The 20351-nt window shown below is 42.1% G+C and carries 18 protein-coding genes and 2 pseudogenes; 8 read left to right on the forward strand and 12 right to left on the reverse strand.

Annotated elements, in window-relative coordinates; translation table 11 throughout:
* Nucleotides 1-115: 115 nt before the first annotated feature.
* From C9J48_RS15345 to uraH, 3 genes are all read right to left on the reverse strand, one after another.
* Nucleotides 116-1504, reverse strand: coding sequence for a nucleobase:cation symporter-2 family protein (locus C9J48_RS15345; RefSeq protein ID WP_006233625.1), 1389 nt, complete (start codon nt 1502-1504; stop codon nt 116-118).
* A gap of 220 nt (nt 1505-1724) precedes the next feature.
* Nucleotides 1725-3074, reverse strand: coding sequence for an NCS2 family permease (locus tag C9J48_RS15350; protein WP_006233626.1), 1350 nt, complete (start codon nt 3072-3074; stop codon nt 1725-1727).
* A gap of 366 nt (nt 3075-3440) precedes the next feature.
* Nucleotides 3441-3794, reverse strand: a complete 354-nt coding sequence (gene uraH / locus C9J48_RS15355) for a hydroxyisourate hydrolase (RefSeq protein WP_006233627.1) — start codon at nt 3792-3794, stop codon at nt 3441-3443.
* A gap of 371 nt (nt 3795-4165) precedes the next feature.
* Between uraH and puuE the strand changes: the two genes are divergently transcribed.
* From puuE to C9J48_RS15380, 5 genes are all read left to right on the forward strand, one after another.
* Nucleotides 4166-5089: an allantoinase PuuE gene (gene puuE, locus C9J48_RS15360; RefSeq protein WP_006233628.1), complete on the forward strand. Its 924-nt coding sequence runs from the start codon at nt 4166-4168 to the stop codon at nt 5087-5089.
* 2 nt (nt 5090-5091) lie between these two features.
* Nucleotides 5092-5607, forward strand: coding sequence for a 2-oxo-4-hydroxy-4-carboxy-5-ureidoimidazoline decarboxylase (gene uraD, locus C9J48_RS15365; RefSeq protein ID WP_006233629.1), 516 nt, complete (start codon nt 5092-5094; stop codon nt 5605-5607).
* A gap of 97 nt (nt 5608-5704) precedes the next feature.
* Nucleotides 5705-6697, forward strand: coding sequence for an allantoicase (gene alc / locus C9J48_RS15370; RefSeq protein WP_006233630.1), 993 nt, complete (start codon nt 5705-5707; stop codon nt 6695-6697).
* Nucleotides 6698-6727: 30 nt separating this feature from the next.
* Nucleotides 6728-7312, forward strand: coding sequence for an ureidoglycolate lyase (locus C9J48_RS15375; protein ID WP_006233631.1), 585 nt, complete (start codon nt 6728-6730; stop codon nt 7310-7312).
* A gap of 153 nt (nt 7313-7465) precedes the next feature.
* Nucleotides 7466-8677, forward strand: coding sequence for a urate hydroxylase PuuD (locus C9J48_RS15380; protein ID WP_006233632.1), 1212 nt, complete (start codon nt 7466-7468; stop codon nt 8675-8677).
* Between the two features lie 157 nt (nt 8678-8834).
* On the opposite strand, the gene C9J48_RS15385 is transcribed toward C9J48_RS15380, so the two are convergent.
* The 3 genes from C9J48_RS15385 to C9J48_RS15395 form a co-directional block, all read right to left on the reverse strand.
* On the reverse strand, nt 8835-9185 hold the full coding sequence (locus tag C9J48_RS15385) for a hypothetical protein (protein WP_006233633.1): 351 nt from the start codon (nt 9183-9185) through the stop codon (nt 8835-8837).
* Between the two features lie 144 nt (nt 9186-9329).
* Nucleotides 9330-10160 carry a MalM family protein gene (locus C9J48_RS15390; RefSeq protein ID WP_006233634.1) on the reverse strand — a complete coding sequence of 277 codons (831 nt, stop codon included), beginning with the start codon at nt 10158-10160 and terminating at the stop codon, nt 9330-9332.
* A gap of 20 nt (nt 10161-10180) precedes the next feature.
* Nucleotides 10181-11428 (reverse strand): maltoporin, encoded by a 1248-nt coding sequence (locus C9J48_RS15395; RefSeq protein ID WP_006233635.1) that lies wholly within the window; start codon nt 11426-11428, stop codon nt 10181-10183.
* 278 nt (nt 11429-11706) lie between these two features.
* On the opposite strand from C9J48_RS15395, the pseudogene C9J48_RS15400 reads away from it, so the two are divergent.
* Together C9J48_RS15400 and C9J48_RS28275 are read left to right on the forward strand one after the other, a co-directional pair.
* A pseudogene (locus tag C9J48_RS15400) lies at nt 11707-11817 on the forward strand (IS6 family transposase); the annotation flags it as partial.
* A gap of 10 nt (nt 11818-11827) precedes the next feature.
* Nucleotides 11828-11933 (forward strand): annotated as a pseudogene (locus C9J48_RS28275) (AraC family transcriptional regulator); the annotation flags it as partial.
* Between the two features lie 498 nt (nt 11934-12431).
* On the opposite strand, the gene C9J48_RS15410 reads toward C9J48_RS28275, so the two are convergent.
* Nucleotides 12432-12761, reverse strand: a complete 330-nt coding sequence (locus C9J48_RS15410; protein WP_006233637.1) for a winged helix-turn-helix transcriptional regulator — start codon at nt 12759-12761, stop codon at nt 12432-12434.
* A 163-nt stretch (nt 12762-12924) separates the two neighbouring features.
* Here C9J48_RS15410 and C9J48_RS15415 point away from each other — a divergent pair, with 163 nt between their 5' ends.
* Entirely contained in the window at nt 12925-13338 is a 414-nt protein-coding gene (locus C9J48_RS15415) for a YybH family protein (RefSeq protein ID WP_006233638.1), read from the forward strand.
* A gap of 133 nt (nt 13339-13471) precedes the next feature.
* On the opposite strand, the gene C9J48_RS15420 is transcribed toward C9J48_RS15415, so the two are convergent.
* From C9J48_RS15420 to xdhA, 5 genes are all read right to left on the reverse strand, one after another.
* Complete coding sequence (locus tag C9J48_RS15420; protein ID WP_006233639.1) at nt 13472-13798, reverse strand: hypothetical protein; 327 nt, start codon at nt 13796-13798, stop codon at nt 13472-13474.
* Between the two features lie 116 nt (nt 13799-13914).
* Nucleotides 13915-15252, reverse strand: coding sequence for a guanine deaminase (gene guaD / locus C9J48_RS15425; RefSeq protein WP_006233640.1), 1338 nt, complete (start codon nt 15250-15252; stop codon nt 13915-13917).
* A 27-nt stretch (nt 15253-15279) separates the two neighbouring features.
* The gene (gene xdhC, locus C9J48_RS15430) at nt 15280-16113 is read right to left on the reverse strand and encodes a xanthine dehydrogenase accessory protein XdhC (protein WP_036804433.1); all 834 of its coding nucleotides are present in this window, start codon (nt 16111-16113) and stop codon (nt 15280-15282) included.
* A gap of 23 nt (nt 16114-16136) precedes the next feature.
* Entirely contained in the window at nt 16137-18539 is a 2403-nt protein-coding gene (gene xdhB / locus C9J48_RS15435) for a xanthine dehydrogenase molybdopterin binding subunit (protein ID WP_006233642.1), read from the reverse strand.
* Entirely contained in the window at nt 18532-19980 is a 1449-nt protein-coding gene (gene xdhA, locus C9J48_RS15440) for a xanthine dehydrogenase small subunit (protein WP_006233643.1), read from the reverse strand. Before xdhA ends, xdhB begins: the two co-directional genes overlap by 8 nt.
* Between the last annotated feature and the right edge of the window lie 371 nt (nt 19981-20351).

Here is a 20351-nt window from a genome sequence, read left to right on the forward strand (position 1 = left end):
GCTTTTTATAAAGTTATAAAAAGCACTGGGGTATATAACAGTTACCGATTTATGTTGCTGAAATAGTATTTAAAAAGCGAACAAATTACATGTGCTTTGTTCGCACTATTATACATTAGCTGTTTTTTTGTGTTGTTAGTGCCTTTGCTTCTTCATCGAGATCTGAATCAGGGCTTAAGCTAACTTCTTCGTAGACTTCATCATCTTCAAGCGCTTCTTTCGCTGAAGATTCCGGCAAAATTTGATGAAGTAGCACTGTAATTATCGTACCCGTCGTGATGCCAGAGTGAAAAAAGTTGGCGATTTCATGAGGCAAGTGCTGAATAAGGCGAGGCTCAAAGGTTACTGCTAACCCTGATGCTAGACCCACACAAATAACTAATGCATTACGTTTTGTATCAGCAGCTTTTATTAGCATGCGAATACCAGCGTAAGCAATCATACCGAACATAACAAAACCAACACCGCCAAGAACGGGCTTAGGTATTGTTACGGCAAGTGCCGCTAATTTTGGAAATAGACCACCAAGAATTAATAAACCACCGGTTGCTGCAACCACATAACGGCTCGCTACACCTGTAATACCGACTATGCCGACGTTTTGGCTAAATGATGCTAGCGGCATAGCTGTAAGTATTGCGGATAAGGTACTGCCAAGACCATCACCTAATAATCCTCGCTTTAAATCTCTACCAGTGACTTTTGCATGACAGTTACTGCCCAGTGCCATAAAGTCGCCGGTTGCTTCTGCAATAACGACGATATACACCAAGCTCATGCTAATGATGGCACCCCATGAAAAGGTGAAGCCGTATTTAAATGGTTCTGGTCCACTGATCCATTTAGCGGAAGCAACTTGATCAAGGTTAACCATACCCATTGATAATGCCACGATATAGCCACCGGCAAGGCCAATAACAATGGCAGAAGCTGCAACAGCCCCTTTACAATAAACCGATACGGCAATAACGATAGCCAGCGAGATCATCGCTAGAAATAGCTTCGGTAGTGTGGCAAATTCTTCGCTGACGGCAGGTGCATCGCCCACCCAATTCATCGCAACGGGTAAAATGGTTAAACCAATCAGGGTGACAACAACGCCACTAACAACGGTTGGAAATAGCTTCCTGATCTTATCCATATAGAAGCTGGCTATAATGACCACGAAAGAGCCAACCAATGACGCCCCCATAATGCTACTGACACCGCCTTCTTTACCTATGGATATCGCCACACCTAAAAAGGCAAAGCTGGATCCCATAACAACGGGTAACCGAATACCGACTGGGCCTATGCCAACACATTGGGCAATGGTCACAATACCTGATGCTAATAATGCAGCATTAATCAGTGTGACGATTTCATCGACGGGTAATCCAATTGAAGAGCCGACAATTAAAGGGACTGCAACAATCCCACCAATAGAGGCCAGCATGTGTTGGAGTGCCAGTAAAAATGTTAACCCATGTGGTGGGCGTTCATTGAGTGTATAGAGAAGTTTCATTGTTATTCCCTCTGTCAATTCAATCCATTTATTAGGAATTGACTGGTTTATGAACAAAGTTTGACCTTCTACAAACTGCGTAGCGTCAATAGAGTTCCTGATTAAGGTTTGTATTTCTACTCTGAGTGATGCGGTTTAAGGTGCTGCCGGCGTTCCCATTACCGAACAGAACTGAGACCTGAACAATAACGTCGACAGCCCCTTAAATAGGGCGTAATAATTAGCCGATATACACTAACTTGGCTATAAAAATAGCGGTTAACACATACATGCTAATTGAGACTTCTTTGGTTTTACCTGTTGCCAGTTTTAGTACGGTGTAAGTGATAAAGCCTAGCGCAATACCATTTGCGATTGAAAAAGTGAGCGGCATCATGAGCGCTGTAATGGCGGCAGGTGCTGAATCGGTAAATTCTTTCCAGTTAATATGTTGCATGCTGCTCATCATCACGAAGGCAACGTAAATCAATGCCCCAGATGTTGCGTAAGCTGGAATCATACTGGCTAAAGGTGATAAGAAAATAGCCGCCACAAATAGCAGTGAAATAACAATTGCAGATAAACCTGTTCGACCGCCAGCGGCTACACCTGCGGCACTTTCAACGTAACTTGTAACGGGTGGACAACCTACACAGGCACCTGCAACACTTGCAATACTGTCGGCTTTTAGTGCTTTACTTAAGCCTTCAATTTTGCCTGTGTCTTTATTGATTAATTTGGCACGATCTGCCACGCCCATTAGCGTGCCTGCAGTATCGAACATATTGACGAATAGGAAGGCTAGCACCACACTGACCATCGAAATATTGAGTGCGCCCTGAATATCCATTGCAAAGAGTGTGGGTGCAATACTTGGCGGAGCTGCAAAAATACCTTGGTATTGAACAATACCTAACATCATGCCAACAAGAGTGACGCCAATGATGCCAATAAGAACTGCACCAAACACTTTACGCTCACTCAGTACCGCAATAATAAGGAAACAAATTGCAGCTAATAGCGCATCAGGTTGAGTAAAGTCACCCAGTGATACTAATGTCGCAGGGTTATCGACAACAATACCAGCCGTTTTCAACCCGATTAATCCAAGGAATAAACCAACACCAGCAGTCATCGAATAACGTAGGCTCTCAGGTATACTCTCTATTATCCATTCACGAACTTTATAGAAGCTCATGCCAACAAAGAGTATGCCTGAAATAAAGACTGCTCCGAGTGCAACTTCCCAGCTATAACCCATTTCGCCGACAACAGTAAAAGAGAAAAATGCATTTAAGCCCATCCCTGGTGCAAGACCGACAGGCCAATTAGCAAATAAGCCCATTAATAGTGTTCCAAATGCAGCACCTATACAGGTTGCAACAAACACAGCACCGGGATCCATGCCAGTCGCGGCCATAATGCTGGGGTTAACAAATATAATATAAGCCATTGTTGCAAAGGTAGTAATTCCGCCTATTAATTCATTTTTAACATTGGTTCCATGTTCTTTTAATTTAAAAAATCGTTCTAAAAAGGAGGATGATATTCCTTCCTTACTGTGTAGCTCTTCTGCTTTGGTATTGTTCATTATGAATCTTCCTTTCTTTGCTCATATTTGAATTTAAATGAATACAATTTCCATTTGCTTTAGTTCATTGATTTATCATTTATGTAAATAAAGGTATTTATTTTTGATATATCAAGATCTATACCAGCTTGAGTTTATTATTTTTATAAATGTTATTTTTATTGGTTTAAAAAATAAATTTATTTAAATTAGCTACTTATATGTTTTTAGTTTTATTTCAATGTTGAAAAAAGTGAGATTAGCGCAATCACTGTTATTTTTGATTGTATGCAACGTTATATATTTACTTTCGTATCTATAGAACGTGGTGTTTTTATGGTGCAATCGCTCTAAAGCTGTGCACCTTATTGATGAAAGGCAACGCTATTAACTGCCTCTGTAAGTTGAGAAACTATAAGGCGATACTAATAAAGGCACATGGTAATGTGCATGGGTATCAGCAATACCAAAACGTATAACAACGTCATCAAGAAAAGGCACGTCAGGTAGTTCTACGCCGCGTAACGTAAAGTACGGTGCAGTATGGAATACTAATTGATATTTACCTGTGACAAATTCCTCAGTGTCGAGAATTGGATTATCTGTACGCCCATCAGTATTGGTAAACACGGTTTTTAACAGTTCCAGTGAGGAACCAGTAACACGATACAGCTCTATTTTTATCTCTGCTCCTGGAACACCATTTGCAGTGTCTAGAATATGTGTTGTTAATCTGCCCATTGTATATTTAGCGCTATGCGCTCTCCTAAACGATTGTTTCTAAGTTTTACTAACTATGTACACAATTTGACTGATAGTAAAGTGTGTTGTGATAAAAATGTTAATTGAATTTGTGTGACCTTTACAGCTATAGCCTGCTTGATACATGATAGATAAAGGCTTCCTAGCCTATATTCACGCTATAATTAACATTGGAAACAATTATTTTACATTTAACTTGTGGATTGTATACAATTCGTGGTACAAATTTAAATCATAAGATGTAAAAAGAAAAAACAGATTCAGAAACGTGCTCAAACTATTAACTCGAATCGTGTTTGGCAAAATGTAGCAGCGAGTTCACGTTGGCATTTTTTTTAAGGAGTCTCTCGATGAGTAATGATTATCCCCGTAATCTCGTTGGTTATGGTTCCGTACCACCGCACCCACATTGGCCAAATGAAGCACGCGTCGCTGTTTCATTTGTATTGAACTACGAAGAAGGTGGTGAGCGCTGTATTTTGCACGGTGATTCAGAGTCTGAAGCTTTCTTATCAGAAATCCCTGCCGCTCAACCGTTTGCTGGCGAACGCCATATGAGCATGGAATCCATCTATGAATACGGTAGTCGTGCTGGAGTATGGCGTGTATTACGACTGTTTAAGCAATACGATATTCCATTAACTGTATTTGCTGTCGCCATGGCATTAGAGCGTCACCCTGATGTTGCCAAGGCGATGGTTGAAGCTAAACATGAAATTTGCAGCCACGGTTACCGCTGGATTGATTATAAGCATATGGATTACTCGGAAGAGCGTGATCATATGTATAAAGCCATCGAGATCATTGAACGTATTACGGGTGAACGCCCACTGGGTTGGTATACCGGTCGTACTGGGGTAAATACCCGAAAGATTGTGGCTGAAGAAGGTGGCTTCTTATATGACTCTGACGCTTATGATGATGATCTACCGTATTGGCATGAAGAGGGCAGCAAACCACAATTGGTTATTCCTTATACTCTTGATGTGAACGATATGCGTTTTGCCACCGTGCAAGGTTTCAACTCTGGTGAACAGTTTTTCCAGTACCTTAAAGATACGTTCGATACTTTATATGATGAAGGTGAAACAGCCCCAAAGATGATGTCGGTAGGATTACATTGCCGTCTGATTGGTCGCCCAGGTCGAATTGCTGCGCTTAAGCGTTTTCTCGAATATGTACAACAACACGACAAAGTGTGGCTTTGTCGCCGTGTCGATATTGCGAAGCATTGGCATGAACATCATCCCCATCCAAGTATGAAGGAATTTTAAGTATGGTAGGTTTTTCACATTGTCAGCCAACGACAATGAACCGTAGTGATTTTGTCGCTCACTTCGCTGATGTATATGAGCATAGCCCTTGGGTCGCTGAATCTGTTTTTGATGCAGTATTAACAGAACAAGATGATGATATTGAATCATTGCATCAGCGCATGTCAGATATTTTATTAGCAGCAAGCAAAGACAAGCAACTCGCATTAATTAATGCTCACCCTGATTTAGCTGGCCGAGCTGCAGTGAATGGTGAATTGACCGAGGCATCAACCTCTGAGCAAGCGGGTGCAGGGATTGATAAATGCTCTGAGGAAGAATTTAAGCGATTTACGCATTTTAATAACAGCTATAAAAGTCGCTTTAATTTCCCTTTCATTATGGCTGTGAAAGGTGCGAATCGTTATCAAATTCTTGAGTCTTTTGAAGCACGGCTTAATAACGACAGTGAAACTGAATTTGCTAAGGCGATAGAAGAGATCAATAAAATTGCTCTTTTTCGTCTGCGAGATATGTAAGTAAGCAAAACAACTATTTCGCATTTGAGTGTTATCGATGACCCGAAATAGCGAATAACACCTTTACTCTTTATGGACTTAATTAAACAGGATGATTATGGAAAAGGCATTGAATTTTGAACAATACGTAAACCTTGCAGACCCTAAATTAGGCGCTGAAGCAATCTTTGCAACCGATGATTTTTTTGCAGATAAAAGCCGTTTGATCCGTACCGAAGCAGCGGAATGGAAAGAGGATCTTTATGATGATAACGGCAAGTGGATGGATGGTTGGGAATCGCGCCGTAAGCGTAGTGAAGGTTATGACTTTTGTGTTGTTCGACTGGGTCTTGCAGGAACAATTGCGGGTTTAGATATTGATACTTCATTTTTCACTGGTAATTTTCCACCGTCAGCATCTGTTGATGCCTGCTATTGCCCTGATGGTGAGCCGTCTGATAGCACTGAATGGCAAGAGATTCTGTCGTCGCAAAGCCTTCAAGGTGATAGCCACCATTTACATGCACTAGATAGCAATCAAGTATTCACCCATGTACGTTTAAATATTTACCCAGATGGTGGCGTAGCACGTTTGCGTGTGTATGGTCGCCCAAGCGTTAACTGGGATCAAATCGGTACTGGTCAAGAAGTTGATTTAGCAGCTGTTGTTAATGGTGGTCGTGCATTAGCTTGTAGTGATGAGCACTTTGGGAAGAAATCTAATATCTTAGGCCCTGGCCGTGGTGAAAATATGGGGGGTGGTTGGGAAACCGCGCGTCGCCGTACGCCAGGTAATGATTGGGTTATTGTTGCTTTAGGTCGCCCAGGAAAAATTGGCAAAGTCGTAGTTGATACCGCACACTTTAAAGGCAACTTTCCTGATAGCTGTTCAATTCAAGCCGCGTATGTTCAAGGTGGAACAGATGATCAGGTCGAGACGCAAAGCTTGTTCTGGCGTGAATTGATGCCGTCGCAAAAGTTATCTGCTCATAATATTCATGACTTTGTTGAGCAGGTGAATGATCTTGGGGCTGTCACGCATGTGCGGTTAAATATTTTCCCTGATGGTGGAATAAGTCGTCTGCGTCTTTTCGGCTTTAAAAGCGAATAACAACACGATAGAAGCTGAAAGGAGAGGGTAATGGAAGCGCAGAATATCACTGAAAAATCGAAAGACACGCCATCGGCGGTAACCGAAACGTTAACGTTGAATAAAATATTGAAGATTGAATCATTAACACCAGAAGCCTTTAAGCCATTTGGTGATTTAATTGATAAAGAATCCAGTGAGTTCTTTATGATTAATAATGGATCTACACGACGTTATCACCGCATGACTGATGTCGATGTTGCAGATAATGGTGGCGAGCCGATTATCAGTATATTTCAAGCAACTCCATTGCAGTATCCACTATCAATAAAGATGATGGAACGCCACCCTCTGGGTTCTCAGGCGTTTGTACCTCTTTTAGGTAACCCTTATTTGATTCTTGTTGCCCCTAAAGATGACTCGCCAGATCCTAGTGCAATACGTGCGTTTATCAGTAATGGTAAACAAGGTGTGAATTATCACAAAGGTGTTTGGCACCATCCTGTTTTAGCGTTGACCGAACAAGACCAGTTCTTGATCGTTGATAGAGCAGGCCCCGGTAATAACTGTGATGAAGTGTATTTTTCTGACAAGGTACAGGTTGAATTAACATTGGATGATCTAGTGTCGATTTAGCATCAAGGACAGCGTTACCTTTAGTATATTCGCCTTTCTTTCTTACTCCTCAGTTGAAGAAAGCGGTGTACAAAAAGGCATGGAAGACAATTTAATTAAATATGTTGATAAGCCACAGGCGATGAACATAGCAATGTATTAGAGGAGTTTATTATGGATCCGCATATTACAGAATGGCTGAACTTAGCAATCCGCTGGGCTCATATGGTAGTAGGTGTCGCATGGATTGGCGCATCATTCTATTTCAACTGGTTAGAAAATAACTTAAACCGCGTTAACCCTAAAACAGGATTAACCGGTGATTTGTGGGCAATTCATGGCGGCGGTATTTATCACCTGGAAAAATACAAACTCGCGCCCCCAAGCATGCCTGAAAATCTGCATTGGTTTAAGTGGGAAGCGTATTTTACGTGGATAACCGGCATGTGCTTGCTGTTTGTTGTTTACTACCTAAATGCTGAAATCTATCTTATCGCGCCAGGTTCTGGCTTAGATTCTACGACTGCAATTTCACTCGGGCTTGGTGTCTTAATCACTGGCTGGTTTGTTTATGACTTCTTGTGTGATTCTGCGTTAGGTAAAAAACCCGTACTGCTTGCGGCTATCTTATTCTTCCTTTTAGTTGGGGCAACATACGGCTTAACTCAAGTATTCAGTGGGCGTGGTGCTTACATTCATATCGGTGCGATCATCGGTACGATTATGGTAGGTAACGTATTTCGCGTCATCATGCCTGCACAGCGTAACCTCGTGAAAGCGATTGAAGAAAACAGAGCGCCAGATCCTGCGTTACCTGCAAAAGGGCTTTTACGTTCTCGTCATAATAACTATCTAACACTACCTGTGCTGTTCATTATGATCAGTAATCACTTTCCTAGTACGTATGGTTCGCAGTATAACTGGTTGATTTTAGCTGGTCTTGCTGTCTTTAGTATCTTGGTTCGCCATTACTTTAATACACGTCATGGTAGCCAAAAATACGCATGGACAGTGCCGATTGCAGCGCTAGGTATGATTGCCTTAGCGTTTGTGACATCACCTTATGGTTCTCAGTCATCAACTGTTACGCCAACGGCGTCCACGACAGAAGCAGCGTCTGCAGGAGTCAGTTTTGAGTCGGTAAATACCGTGATTCAAGCGCGTTGTAGTGTGTGTCATTCTGCAGCACCCACGCATGCTGCATTTAAAACAGCACCAGCAGGGGTTATTTTAGATACCGCTGATGAAATTAAAATAAACATACCACGTATAATGGCTCAGGCGGTGCAAACGAAAGTGATGCCTCTGGGTAACCTTACTCAAATGACCGATGATGAGCGCAACCTCATCGGTACTTGGGTCGAGCAGGGGGCTGTTATGCAATAACAGCAGTGCTGCTAGATGTAAGCTTTACTATCCGTAAACACAATCTCATTCACATTTGATAATGTGCTCCCCAGAGATACTCATTTTCTTTATAAGTGGTGAGTGTTGCTGGGGATTTTTTATGTAATACCATTCTGGGTGGGTAAGCACAATATCCTTATTTTGTTGTTTGTTGTTTGTAATTTACATAGCCCGGTTCGTAAATACCGTTTTTGTTGTAATATCCCATATCAGAAAGTCGTTCTAAGTCTGTTTTGTTATCTACATTTTTGCTCTCTGGACTAGGATAATTTACGTAGTTAGGCTCGTAATGACCAGATATCTCATACAGGTTGGAGCCTTGGTTTAGTGTTGAGCTGCGTTCTCTTGCATGCTTGTAATTTACGTAACCTGGTTCATAAAGCCCATTGGCATCGTATCGACCAATATCTTTTAAATCGGCAAAGGCAGGAAGACTGATAAGTAAGATGCTACCTAACAATGGAAGTAGCGTAAGTTTGCTCTTCATAGCAGGTATCCTTGTTGGAGGTACACAGTTAAGAAGACCGAACTTTAACGATTTACTTTCAGGGAGGATAAAGAGTGTATTCATCATCAGTGCTAATGCGTTTTTATAGCGAGTATGACTCTTTTCATCAGAAAGATTTCGCTGCTACTTATGCTCATTTCGACTTTGAACTGCGTTGATGAACGTCGCTCTGGCACTTGGGATACCCAATTTTTCAGCTTCACTAACTAACGTCATGGCATGATCAATATCGCCTTGCTCTACGCTGTTTTCAATAGAATTAAGGTAGTAAGCACTTTTCGCTTCGATCTCAGGCACATAATCAATAGCAGGCCGAATTGGGTTTAGATTAGTTTGACTCACAGCCGTTATGGTTAAATTTAGTTGACCATACTCGCTGTGCACCGCAGTCAGATCTGGGATCATCGGTGGTTGCTTGCCTGTTCCTATAGCGAAAGCTTTAGCTGGATTAATAACGGTTGTACTGCCTTTTAGATCATCGGAAGTGGTGTAGATTAAAACATTGACCTGATCTGCCCCGATTTGCGGAACAATGGTAAATTGTTTCTGAACGCGATCACCATCTAAAAGCCTTGCCGGTATATATTTGAATTCATTTGATTTTATATGATAAAGCACCCTTCCTTTGGAATTGGTAACCAATACGTTTGGCTCATAAAGGGTCAATTCTTTACCTACATGGCTAGTCAGCACCATGTCTACGGGACCTCTGTCTGCCGGAATAACAAAACTTGCGACTGGGCCTGTACTGTTATTGTCTAGCAGTACCTGGCTTTTTTCATTAAATTCAAAATTAATGTCTGCCGGAAGGCTCAGCTCCTGCCAGTTCAACTCTGCTGGCGAAGTGGCCTTTTTGTTTGCGGGGTGGACCTGAGTGCTGACTTCAGACACCGAGGTACAACCTGCAACAAATATGGCCCATAGGTACAACGTTACGTTTTTTAGCTTTACCATTTCCTTGAGCCTTATCTGGTTTACCACCAAGCTTCAACTTGGACACCTAGGTTGTATTCTGTGTCGTTCCCTATGCCAAAGGCATCATCATTCTCATAGTCTGTCAGGTAACTGGCATATACACGTAATTCAGGGCGGGCCCAGAAGCTAGAGCCGGCCGCCCAAGCTTGTGCCACGGTAAACTTGCTACCGGAGCTATCGACCTTATTGTCCTCTTCTGTAAACCAACCGCCCTCAAACACAGTACGCATGTTTTCGTTCCACTTATACATTGGTCGAACAACTATATTGAAGATAGAATGATCATCTTGGCTGTCAAAACTTGAATTGGCATAAACGATCTGATGTCCGATTTCCCATGTATTTGTTGGAGCAATTACCCCCCAATTAATGATTCGGTAGCCGTCAATACCATCATCAGAGGTTGCATCAGGTGAGTTACCTGCTCCCAATCCGGCCATTTGTTCACCATAGCTTTCGGTCGCATATTGGAATATCGTTTTGTTTAAACCACCAATAACGTTGGCCATGGTCATTTCTGCGGTAAGCATCAGTGGGTCTTCACCAACTTCCGCTTTCTGCTCATCCGTTTCGTTTATGAGGCCATAGTTAAAACCAAGCTCTAAATTGGCATCTTGCCAAAGTGCAATTTCGGCGTATCTGATATCGAAATTATTAACATTGATATCACCGCTATCTTGACGAAGTACCGCTAATGAAAGTTTGCCCGTACCGACAGACAGATTTTCTATACCGGCACCGGATCCTGATGTATCCCAGTAGTAAAAATCAGAAATGTGAATATCATGTCGCTGATAGTAACGTTTGCCTGCCCAAGAAACAGCATCCGGATTGCTTGGAATGAGCCCCTTAGCCTGAACATTGAACTGACGAAGAGCAAATTCCGCATCATTGTCACAGGAGACATCGTCAACATCACCCGCTGAATTTTTGAGCAACTCACATGATGTATTCGTGCCTTCGAAATCATTGCTTCCGTCAGAAAGTAAAGCCATCATTGAGTCAACATAAAAGGATTTCCCATCTTGGCTGTAGAGCTCTTTGCCCAATAGGATTTCAGAATAGAGATCGTCTTCGTTACCGAGGCGGCCTACTTTATTCGATTGGTAACGCACCTGCTGGCCGTTTTCACCGCTGATACCAATACCAGCACGCACATAACCGTGAAAATCGACCTCAGCAGTAACGGTCGCAGAGGCGAATACGGTTACAATTGTAACGGCCTGGCCCAGTGTATTTCTGTTCATTAGTCGCATTCCCCGCATGGATTATAGTGCTTTATTCGTCGTTTTTATTTTCTCCTTAAACAGCATAGTCGCCTCTGAGAGGCCTTCTATCGCATCCATCGAGCAACCAGCAATTTATCTTTTCTGAACTTACAATTGAGACAGAGTTGTAAAAAAAACCAGGTTTTTCGCAAAGTTAGGGATGGTTGCAAAAATAAAAATCAGGCTAAGAATCGCTTTTTTTCATCTAACCCAGCGAGTCAATGAAAACCTCGAATTCAAAATAAAATACTTTGCTCCCAATGAGTAACACAAGACTTAGTGGCATGCTGGCATCACGAGGGATTTCTGTTAATCGTTGGTTCATTGGGTATTCCCCAAAATTACGTAAGAAGTTACGCATGCACCATGCCGTGCTGCTTCCTTAAGGCTACTGGATAACCTCAACTGTTATTTGCAGCAAATAAGAGTACAGAAGGCATGCGATTTACTTGAAAATTCACACAATATTTTTGAGTATATAGCGAGAGAGTTTCGCATGAGATTCACTTTAAATTAAGTGTTTTACTGGGGAGGGCCCGGTGTTGGATTTTGCAACGTGAGATAATTCTTAAGCGAGCGTTATGGCGTATTAAAGGTGACCTTTTAGAATTCAGTTTGCGGGCGTTAAATTACCTTTACATTGTTCAAACATTATTCGTAAAAATTTATCACGCGTACGATTCGATGCTTCCTTGGCTAATCGTATGGATACTGATTTTTTCTGCTTCGTCATACATACCTCAATTTGATTACTTTAATTCTATACTCATAATCCAAAATGAAAGCTGAATGGAAACTTATTATGTTGATCTCACTTTAAAATATCCGGCTTTATTCCCTGATAGAAATGTCTCTTTTAAGGTAGTTCATTCTGATCAGTCATCACTTTCCTAGTACGTATGGTTCGCAGTCAAGTCATTACTTTTTGAAAGGAGCGACAATCGTTTCGCATCGCCCTGTTACTGTCTCTCACACTTTATCCTTATTGCCTCTCCCAGTCGTCAGATTTTCTTACGATAATTTCAACAACTTCAGCAAGCTCTTCACCTTTTGGTGTCAACCCGTAATACACCGTCACAGGAACAGTTTCTTCTTGTCTTCGCCAAACAAAACCTTCTTCTTTTAACAGCTTTAATCGTTCACTGAGTACTTTGCTAGAAACTAGAGCTAGCTGTTTCTGTATTTGCCCAAATCGCATTTCATGATTCTGACTAACTAACCAAATAATATGAGAAGTCCATTTTGTAGAGATCAGTGTTAAGTATTTATCAGCACTACAGTAGCCTTCAGGTTGTTTACCTTGTTTATTCATACTGTCTCCTTCATTTTTTATCATATCGAACTTGAATCAAATTGCTATACCCACACTAGTTACCCAAAGGTAACTAGTTACTTTTGGGTGCCTAATTTCTTTTAATTACTTACTCCAATATTATCACTCCATCGCCACAGAACATTTACACTAAGGAAATAGTATGAAAGCAATTTGGTTCATTGTTTTAAGCACTCTATCTTTTTTCTCTTATGCATCAATAGATTATAAAAAGCCGCAAACACCGAGTGAATTACACCAGTTATTTGCAGAGTATTTTTCAAATAAAGATATTACTGGACTCGGCACGCTATTCCATGAAGATGCAGTATTTGTCTTAGACGCTGAAGGAAATCTTGCTAAAGGTAAAGAGGCTATCAAGAAGACTTTGAAAGGCTATATGCAAGGTGACGTAGAAATGATTACACACGGTGTATCTATTCACATCAATGGTGACACTGCTCTTATCCGCTCCGACTGGGAAATTACGAATGTACAAACAGGAATGGCACTTGAAGTGATGAAATACACTGATGGAGGTTGGCTTTACGTAATTGATAACCCTAATGGATTCTGAAGACTGGTCACTTATTTAAATATTCAAAATTATCTAAGGAAGTAGAAAATCGCCTGTTTATGTCTTATTGCTGTAAACAGGCGGTGGGTAGTTTTATCGAATTTGATGATATAGATTTGAAGGTGGATACGGTCTACTTAGGATAGACAGCCTGACGACCGCAACCTGCACAAACACCATGTTGAATACGAAGCTCGCAGTCATGGGTGGTTGGATTACCATGTGGACAAGCATCATCAACACCTTCTACATGATTTAGTGAAAAACTGCCTTGCGTTGCATTACCGCGAGGATCATATTCGCCTTTTTCACCAAACCCCTTATTTGCTTGAATCGTATCAAGCATGGTAGAAAGGTCGTTAGCAAATAATTCTGCATAGCGTGCATCTTCTGTAACCATTTCACTCATTCGATGTAATACAGTGGCAACGCGTGTCTGAGCGTTTTTATTATCTGCCATAGTAATTGGAGCTCCTGTATAGAGGCTGTTATTGTTACGTTGAGGTAACTATAACAACCTTAAATTTGTGGGTAGAGGGTAATCGTTCTTAATATTAATCAGTATTTCTACGGCGTTTACACTGCAGTTTGTGCTTCAGGCGTTTCACCATGAATATCGTACGCTTTCTTGCCATAAATATAAGTTTGAGAGACGGTTCTATCGTCTCCAAGGCTCATTAATACAAACAGCTTTTCTTCGAGGTTGGTAGTTTGCTTCATTCTAAAACGCATAAGCTGTGTTGCATGAAGATCGAGTACAACGAAATCAGCTTCTTTCCCTATCGCAAGGTTGCCAATTTTATCGTCAAGGTGAAGGGCTTTTGCTCCGCCTAATGTGGCTAAAAATAACGATTTAACGGGGTGAAGTTTCTCTTGTTGCAACTGCATGATTTTGTAGGCTTCACTCATGGTTTGCAGTAATGAAAAGCTTGTACCTGCACCTACATCTGTGCCCATCCCTACGTTAATATTAAACTTTTCCATTTTAGGCAGATTGAATAAACCAGAGCCTAAGAAAAGATTAGACGTGGGGCAAAAAGCAATGGACGAGTCAGTGTCTGCGAGTCGTTGGCATTCACAATCAGAAAGATGAATGCCATGGGCGAACACAGAGCGTTTGTGTAATAAACCGTAGTGGTCGTACACGTCTAAATAACTTTCACGTTCAGGGAAAAGATCTAACACCCATTCGATTTCTTTTTTATTTTCAGAAAGATGGGTGTGCATGAAAACGTCAGGGTATTCCTTTAACAACTGACCGACAGTGGCGAGCTGCTCATTGGTACTAGTAGGTGCAAAGCGTGGTGTTACTGCATAATGCAGTCGCCCTTTATTGTGCCAACGTTCAATGAGTTCTTTAGATTCTTCGTAACCTGATTGCGGTGTGTCGGTAAGATAATCTGGCGCATTACGATCCATTAGCACTTTACCGGCGATCATGCGTAAATTACGTTTTTCGGCTTCTTCGAAAAAAACATTAACAGATTCTTTATGTACCGTGCCAAATACCAGTGCGGTTGTTGTTCCGTTACTGGCTAGTTCATCAAGAAACAGTGTCGCGACCTGATGGGCATAGATTGGATTTTTAAAACGTAACTCTTCAGGGAAAGTATAGTTCTCTAACCAATCTAAAAGCTGTTCACCATAAGAGGCAATCATGCCCGTTTGTGGGTAATGGATATGGGTATCGATAAAACCCGATGTAATGATTTTATCTTTAAAGACCTTAACCGTGATGTGTTTAGGTTGTCTTGCTAATACGTCTTCTGCTGAACCAATATCAACAATATGACCATTTTCGACAACCAAAACGCCATCTTCAAAATACTGGTAAGAATCGTCGAGTCCGACATCTTTAGGGTCAGCCACGCTGTGTACAATGGCTGAGCGGTATGCGATTTTTTGTGATGTCATTTCTTTCAATCCTATTGTCCGTTCAGATTAAGCCAGCTTGTTCTGTCGAACGGCTAATGCTGTATCAACTGGGCGTTTTTGCTCCAGTTCTTCACCTTGATATTGAGCAATCAGTTCGCCTGCGACAGAAACAGCAATTTCAGCAGGGTGTTTTCCTTTCACCGCTGCGATGCCAATAGGGCAGACCATGCGTTCTACTGTTGCTTGGTCATAGCCGCGCTCTGTTAATCTGTAATCAAATTTTTTGCGCTTGGTTTCCGATCCAATCATGCCGAAATAAGTGACGTCTTCACGCTTTAAAATGGCTTTTGCCAAATCGAAATCAAGCTGGTGGTTGTGTGTCATAACAAGGTAATAGCTGTTGGGTGGCATATGCTTTACTTCAGCAACAGGATCGTCACTCACTAGCTTATTGATACCTGTTGGAAGATGTTCTGGAAATTCATTTTCGCGCTCGTCAATCCAAGTCACTTTAAAGGGCAGCGTTGCTACAATATGTAGCAGCGCTTTCGCCACATGACCTGCACCAAATAGCACTAAGTGATTTTGCTGTTGACCTATGGGCTCAAAGCTTAGTGTTGCCATACCACCGCAGCATTGACCCAAACGTGCACCAAGATTAAAGCGTTCCACTTTTAAGTGTTTATCGCCAATTAACAGCATTTCCCGTGCCATTTTTGTCGCCAAATGTTCAAGATGACCGCCGCCAATAGTGGCGATGAGCCCGTCACGAGTCACTAGCATTTTTGTACCTGCATCGCGAGGCACTGAGCCTTTGTCTTCTAAAACGGTGACCATTATGCAAGCTTCGCCTTTGTCTTCCAGTCTCGCTAGCTCATGAATCCAGTTATCATTGAACATATTGACGCTCCCAATCAGTTGCATTATTTTTCTTGTTCGTTGAGCTCTACTGTTACTTCTAACTCTGGTTGATCAACCTGTTGTACATTTTGCACTGCCCATAGCACGCGTTCTGGTGTTGCTGGCGTATCCAGTTTTGGAATCGCATTGTTTACAGCAACAGACGCGATGGCATCTTTTAATGCACTCCACACAGACATGCTAAGCATGAATGGGGGTTCACCGACAGCTTTCGAATTAAAGACGGTATCTTCAGGGTTGCTGCGGTTTTCCAGTAAGTGAGTGCGAAAATCGATAGGCATATCAGCAATTGCTGGGATCTTGTAGCTTGCTGGACCATTAGTCGTAAGCTTGCCTTGTTCATTCCACACTAACTCTTCAGTTGTTAACCAACCTACGCCTTGAATGAAACCACCTTCAATCTGGCCGATATCAATGGCAGGGTTTAAGGATGCCCCTACATCATGTAATAAATCGGCACGCAGTATTTTGTATTCACCAGTTAAGGTATCAATAACCACTTCAGAGCAAGATGCGCCATAGGCGTAGTAGTAGAACGGGCGACCACGCGCTTTTTGGTGATCGTAGAAAATCTTCGGTGTGCGATAAAAACCGGTACTTGAAAGTGAGATTTGATTGAAATAAGCCAATTGAATCATTTCTTCAAACGGCATGTATTTATCGCGAATTTTTACAATACCACTTTTGAATACCACTTCTTCTTCGCTAACCTTGAAGTGTGAACTCGCAAATTCAACTAATCTGCGTTTAATCGTTTGCGCGGCATTTTGTGCTGCTTTACCGTTCAAATCGGTACCCGATGAAGCTGCCGTCGGGGAGGTGTTGGGTACTTTATCGGTATTGGTAGCCGTGATTTGAATGCGGTCGATATCGACTTGGAACTCTTGAGCAACAATTTGTGCCACTTTGGTGTTTAAACCTTGTCCCATTTCAGTACCACCGTGGTTGAGGTGAATGCTGCCGTCGGTATAAATATGAAGTAGGGCGCCAGCTTGGTTCAAGAACGTTGCTGTGAACGAGATACCAAACTTAACAGGCGTAATGGCTAAGCCCTTTTTGAGTATTGGGCTTGTTTTGTTAAAGGTGTCGATTTCTTTACGACGTTCGTGGTACTGGCTGGTGGCTTCAAGTTGTTCTGTTATATCGTGTATGAAGTTATCTTCGACGGTTTGGTAGTAGTGCGTGATATTACGGTCTTTATCATCGTAGTAGTTCTGTTTACGCACTTCTAGCGGATCTTTCTTTAGGTAGCAGGCGATTTCATCCATGATATGTTCAATGGTCATCATGCCTTGCGGGCCACCAAATCCGCGGTATGCGGTGTTAGAGGCAGTATTGGTTTTGCAACGATGCCCCGTGACTGTTGCATCACCCAAGTAATAGGCGTTATCAGAGTGGAACATGGCGCGATCGACAATGGAGCTTGATAGATCTGGCGAATAACCACAGTTACCAGCAACCGTAATATCAATACCTTGGATACGGCCATTATCATCAAAGCCAACTTTGTATTGGTTGTAGAACGGGTGGCGTTTTCCTGTCATTTGCATATCTTCACTACGCAATAAGCGCATTTTTGTAGGGCGACCGGTGAGGTGAGCAACAACTGCCGCCATACAAGCAGGGCCTGCCGCTTGCGTTTCTTTTCCGCCAAAACCACCACCCATTCGGCGCATATCAATAACGATTTTATGCATTGGCACCCCCAAAACTTCAGCAACCAATTTTTGTACTTCGGTTGGGTTCTGGGTAGAGGTATAAACAATCATGCCGCCATCTTCAGTTGGCATTACACTGCTGACTTGTGTTTCTAAATAGAAGTGCTCTTGCCCACCGATATGCAGATCACCTTCAAGCACATGTTTGGCTTTCTTTAATGCAGCAGCCGAATCGCCGCGTTTTTGTTGGTGGCTTTCAGTTACGAAATGCTTCTTTTCTAGCGCCTCTTTAACATCAAGAATCGCTGGAAGAGGGTCATATTCGATAATGGCTGCTTGAGCAGCTTTACGTGCTGTTTCTAAATCATTGGCAGCAACGGCCAAGATAGGTTGTCCGTAGTATTCTACTTTTCCATCAGCCAGTAGTGGGTCGCCGGGTAAAATTGCACCAATATCCAGTTGCCCAGGCACATCTTTACTGGTGATAACCACCTCGACGCCCTCGAACTCGTAACACGGGCTAACGTCAATTTTGGTGATATTGGCGTGTGCTTGGGTGCTTAAACGTGCATACAAATGAAGTTGGTTAGGAAATTCTAAACGGTCATCGATATAGACAGCTTCACCTGTTACTTGCTTACCTGCGCTGTCGTGCTTAACGCTTTTACCCACGCCAGTTGTTAAATCTTGTTTTACAAGAGCCACCATCTCTTCGTGGCTCAACGCATTACCATGATGATTAGACATAAGAGGTTACCCTTGTTTCAATTTGATTATTCACGTTTTGCTGTTCGATAAAGAAGCGGTAAAGCATATTAGCGGCTGTTTGGCTGCGGTATTCTTTACTTGCTCTGAAATCAGAAAGAGGCTCGAAATCGTTTTCTAATATCGCCATTGCCAGTTTCACTGTGGCTACATTCCATTTCTGCCCGAGTAACGCTTGTTCACACGCTGCTGCGCGTTTGGGTGTTGCAGCCATGCCACCGAAGGCAATACGAATTGAGGCGACTACGCCGTTAGTTAATTCAAGGTTAAATGCGCCGCATACCGCAGAAATATCATCATCGAGTCGTTTGGAAAGCTTGTAAGCACGGAACTCTTTACGGACTTCAGGCTTCGGGATAATGATTTTTTCGATGAACTCTGAAGGTTGTTGTGCAGTCACTTTGTAGCTAATGAAGTAATCTTCAATCGCAATAGTGCGAGACTCTTTACCACGACGAAGCGTAATGTTGGCATTGAGTGCAATCAGTAGAGGGGGCGCATCACCAATAGGGGAAGCATTCGCAATATTGCCGCCCAGCGTGCCTTGGTTACGAACTTGCAGCGATGCAAAGCGGTGAAGCAATTCACCAAAATCAGGGTAGTGTTTGCTGATTACCTCGTAGCAATCACTGATTGGTAAATTTGCACCAATGATAATGTCGCTATCGGTTTCCTCTAATACTTTCATATCAGCAACCAGATTTACGCTAATCAACTGTTTTATTTCACGTTGAAACTGTGTTACTTCCAGTGCCAAATCTGTTCCGCCTGCCAGTAGGCGTGCGTCAGGGTAGGTCAGTAGTAGTTCCGCCAGTTCATCTGTTGTTGTTGGTGAAAAGCTTGATAGATTCTTATAGTTAAGTGTAGCGGGTTCATTACTGATACTTTTAAGCTTTTCGATGGTACGTAGTTCAAGTTCAGCAAACTGATCGAGAATGGGTTTATCAGTGCTAAGTGACATCGCCGCATCAATAATCGGGCGGTAGCCTGTACATCGGCAAAGGTTGCCAGCTAATGATTCTAAAATATCTTCTTTGTTGGCTTGAGGGCGATTCTTACTGAGTGCAAACATCGACATGATAAAGCCGGGTGTGCAGTAACCGCACTGTGAGCCATGAAACTCAACCAAGGCTTGTTGCACAGGGTGAAGAGATTTATCTGTATTTTGCAAATCCTCCACCGTGATTAATTGTTTTCCGTGCAGGGCTGAAACAAAGGTAAGGCACGAGTTAACCGAGCGATATTGTAGTTGCCCATTCACTAATTCACCGAGTACAACCGTACATGCGCCACAGTCACCTGAACCACAACCTTCCTTGGTTCCTGTTTTGTTTATCTGAGTGCGCAGATAATTGAGCACGGTCATATTAGGTGAAAGTTGAGTTTCTTCTCGTACTTTCTGATTCAGTAAGAATTTAATCAAGAGACCTCCTTGGCTAGGTTGCGATTTTTCTGACCTTTGAGTCAATATTGTTCAAGTTGACTTTTTAGTCAACTATTATTTTACAACTTTGCAACAATTGCGTGCGGGTCTGATTTTTCTCTAAACTCCTTAACAATCAACAATATAAGCTATGATTTCTGAGTTTTATTTATTGTTTTAATGCTTTTGTATGCAAAAGATGTTTTGTTGTTAGATTTTGTTTTTCATATTGCATACACTGCTAAATACAATTATGGCAGAGATATAGATGGCTATTGTGTGGATTGTCAGAATAATTGATTGATACTTGGCATGATGTTTATTTAAGTGGATAAGATTATGTCAGGTGAGTTTTTTTCAACAAAAAGAGC

The organism is Photobacterium profundum (assembly GCF_003026285.1).
Lineage (GTDB): Bacteria > Pseudomonadota > Gammaproteobacteria > Enterobacterales > Vibrionaceae > Photobacterium > Photobacterium profundum.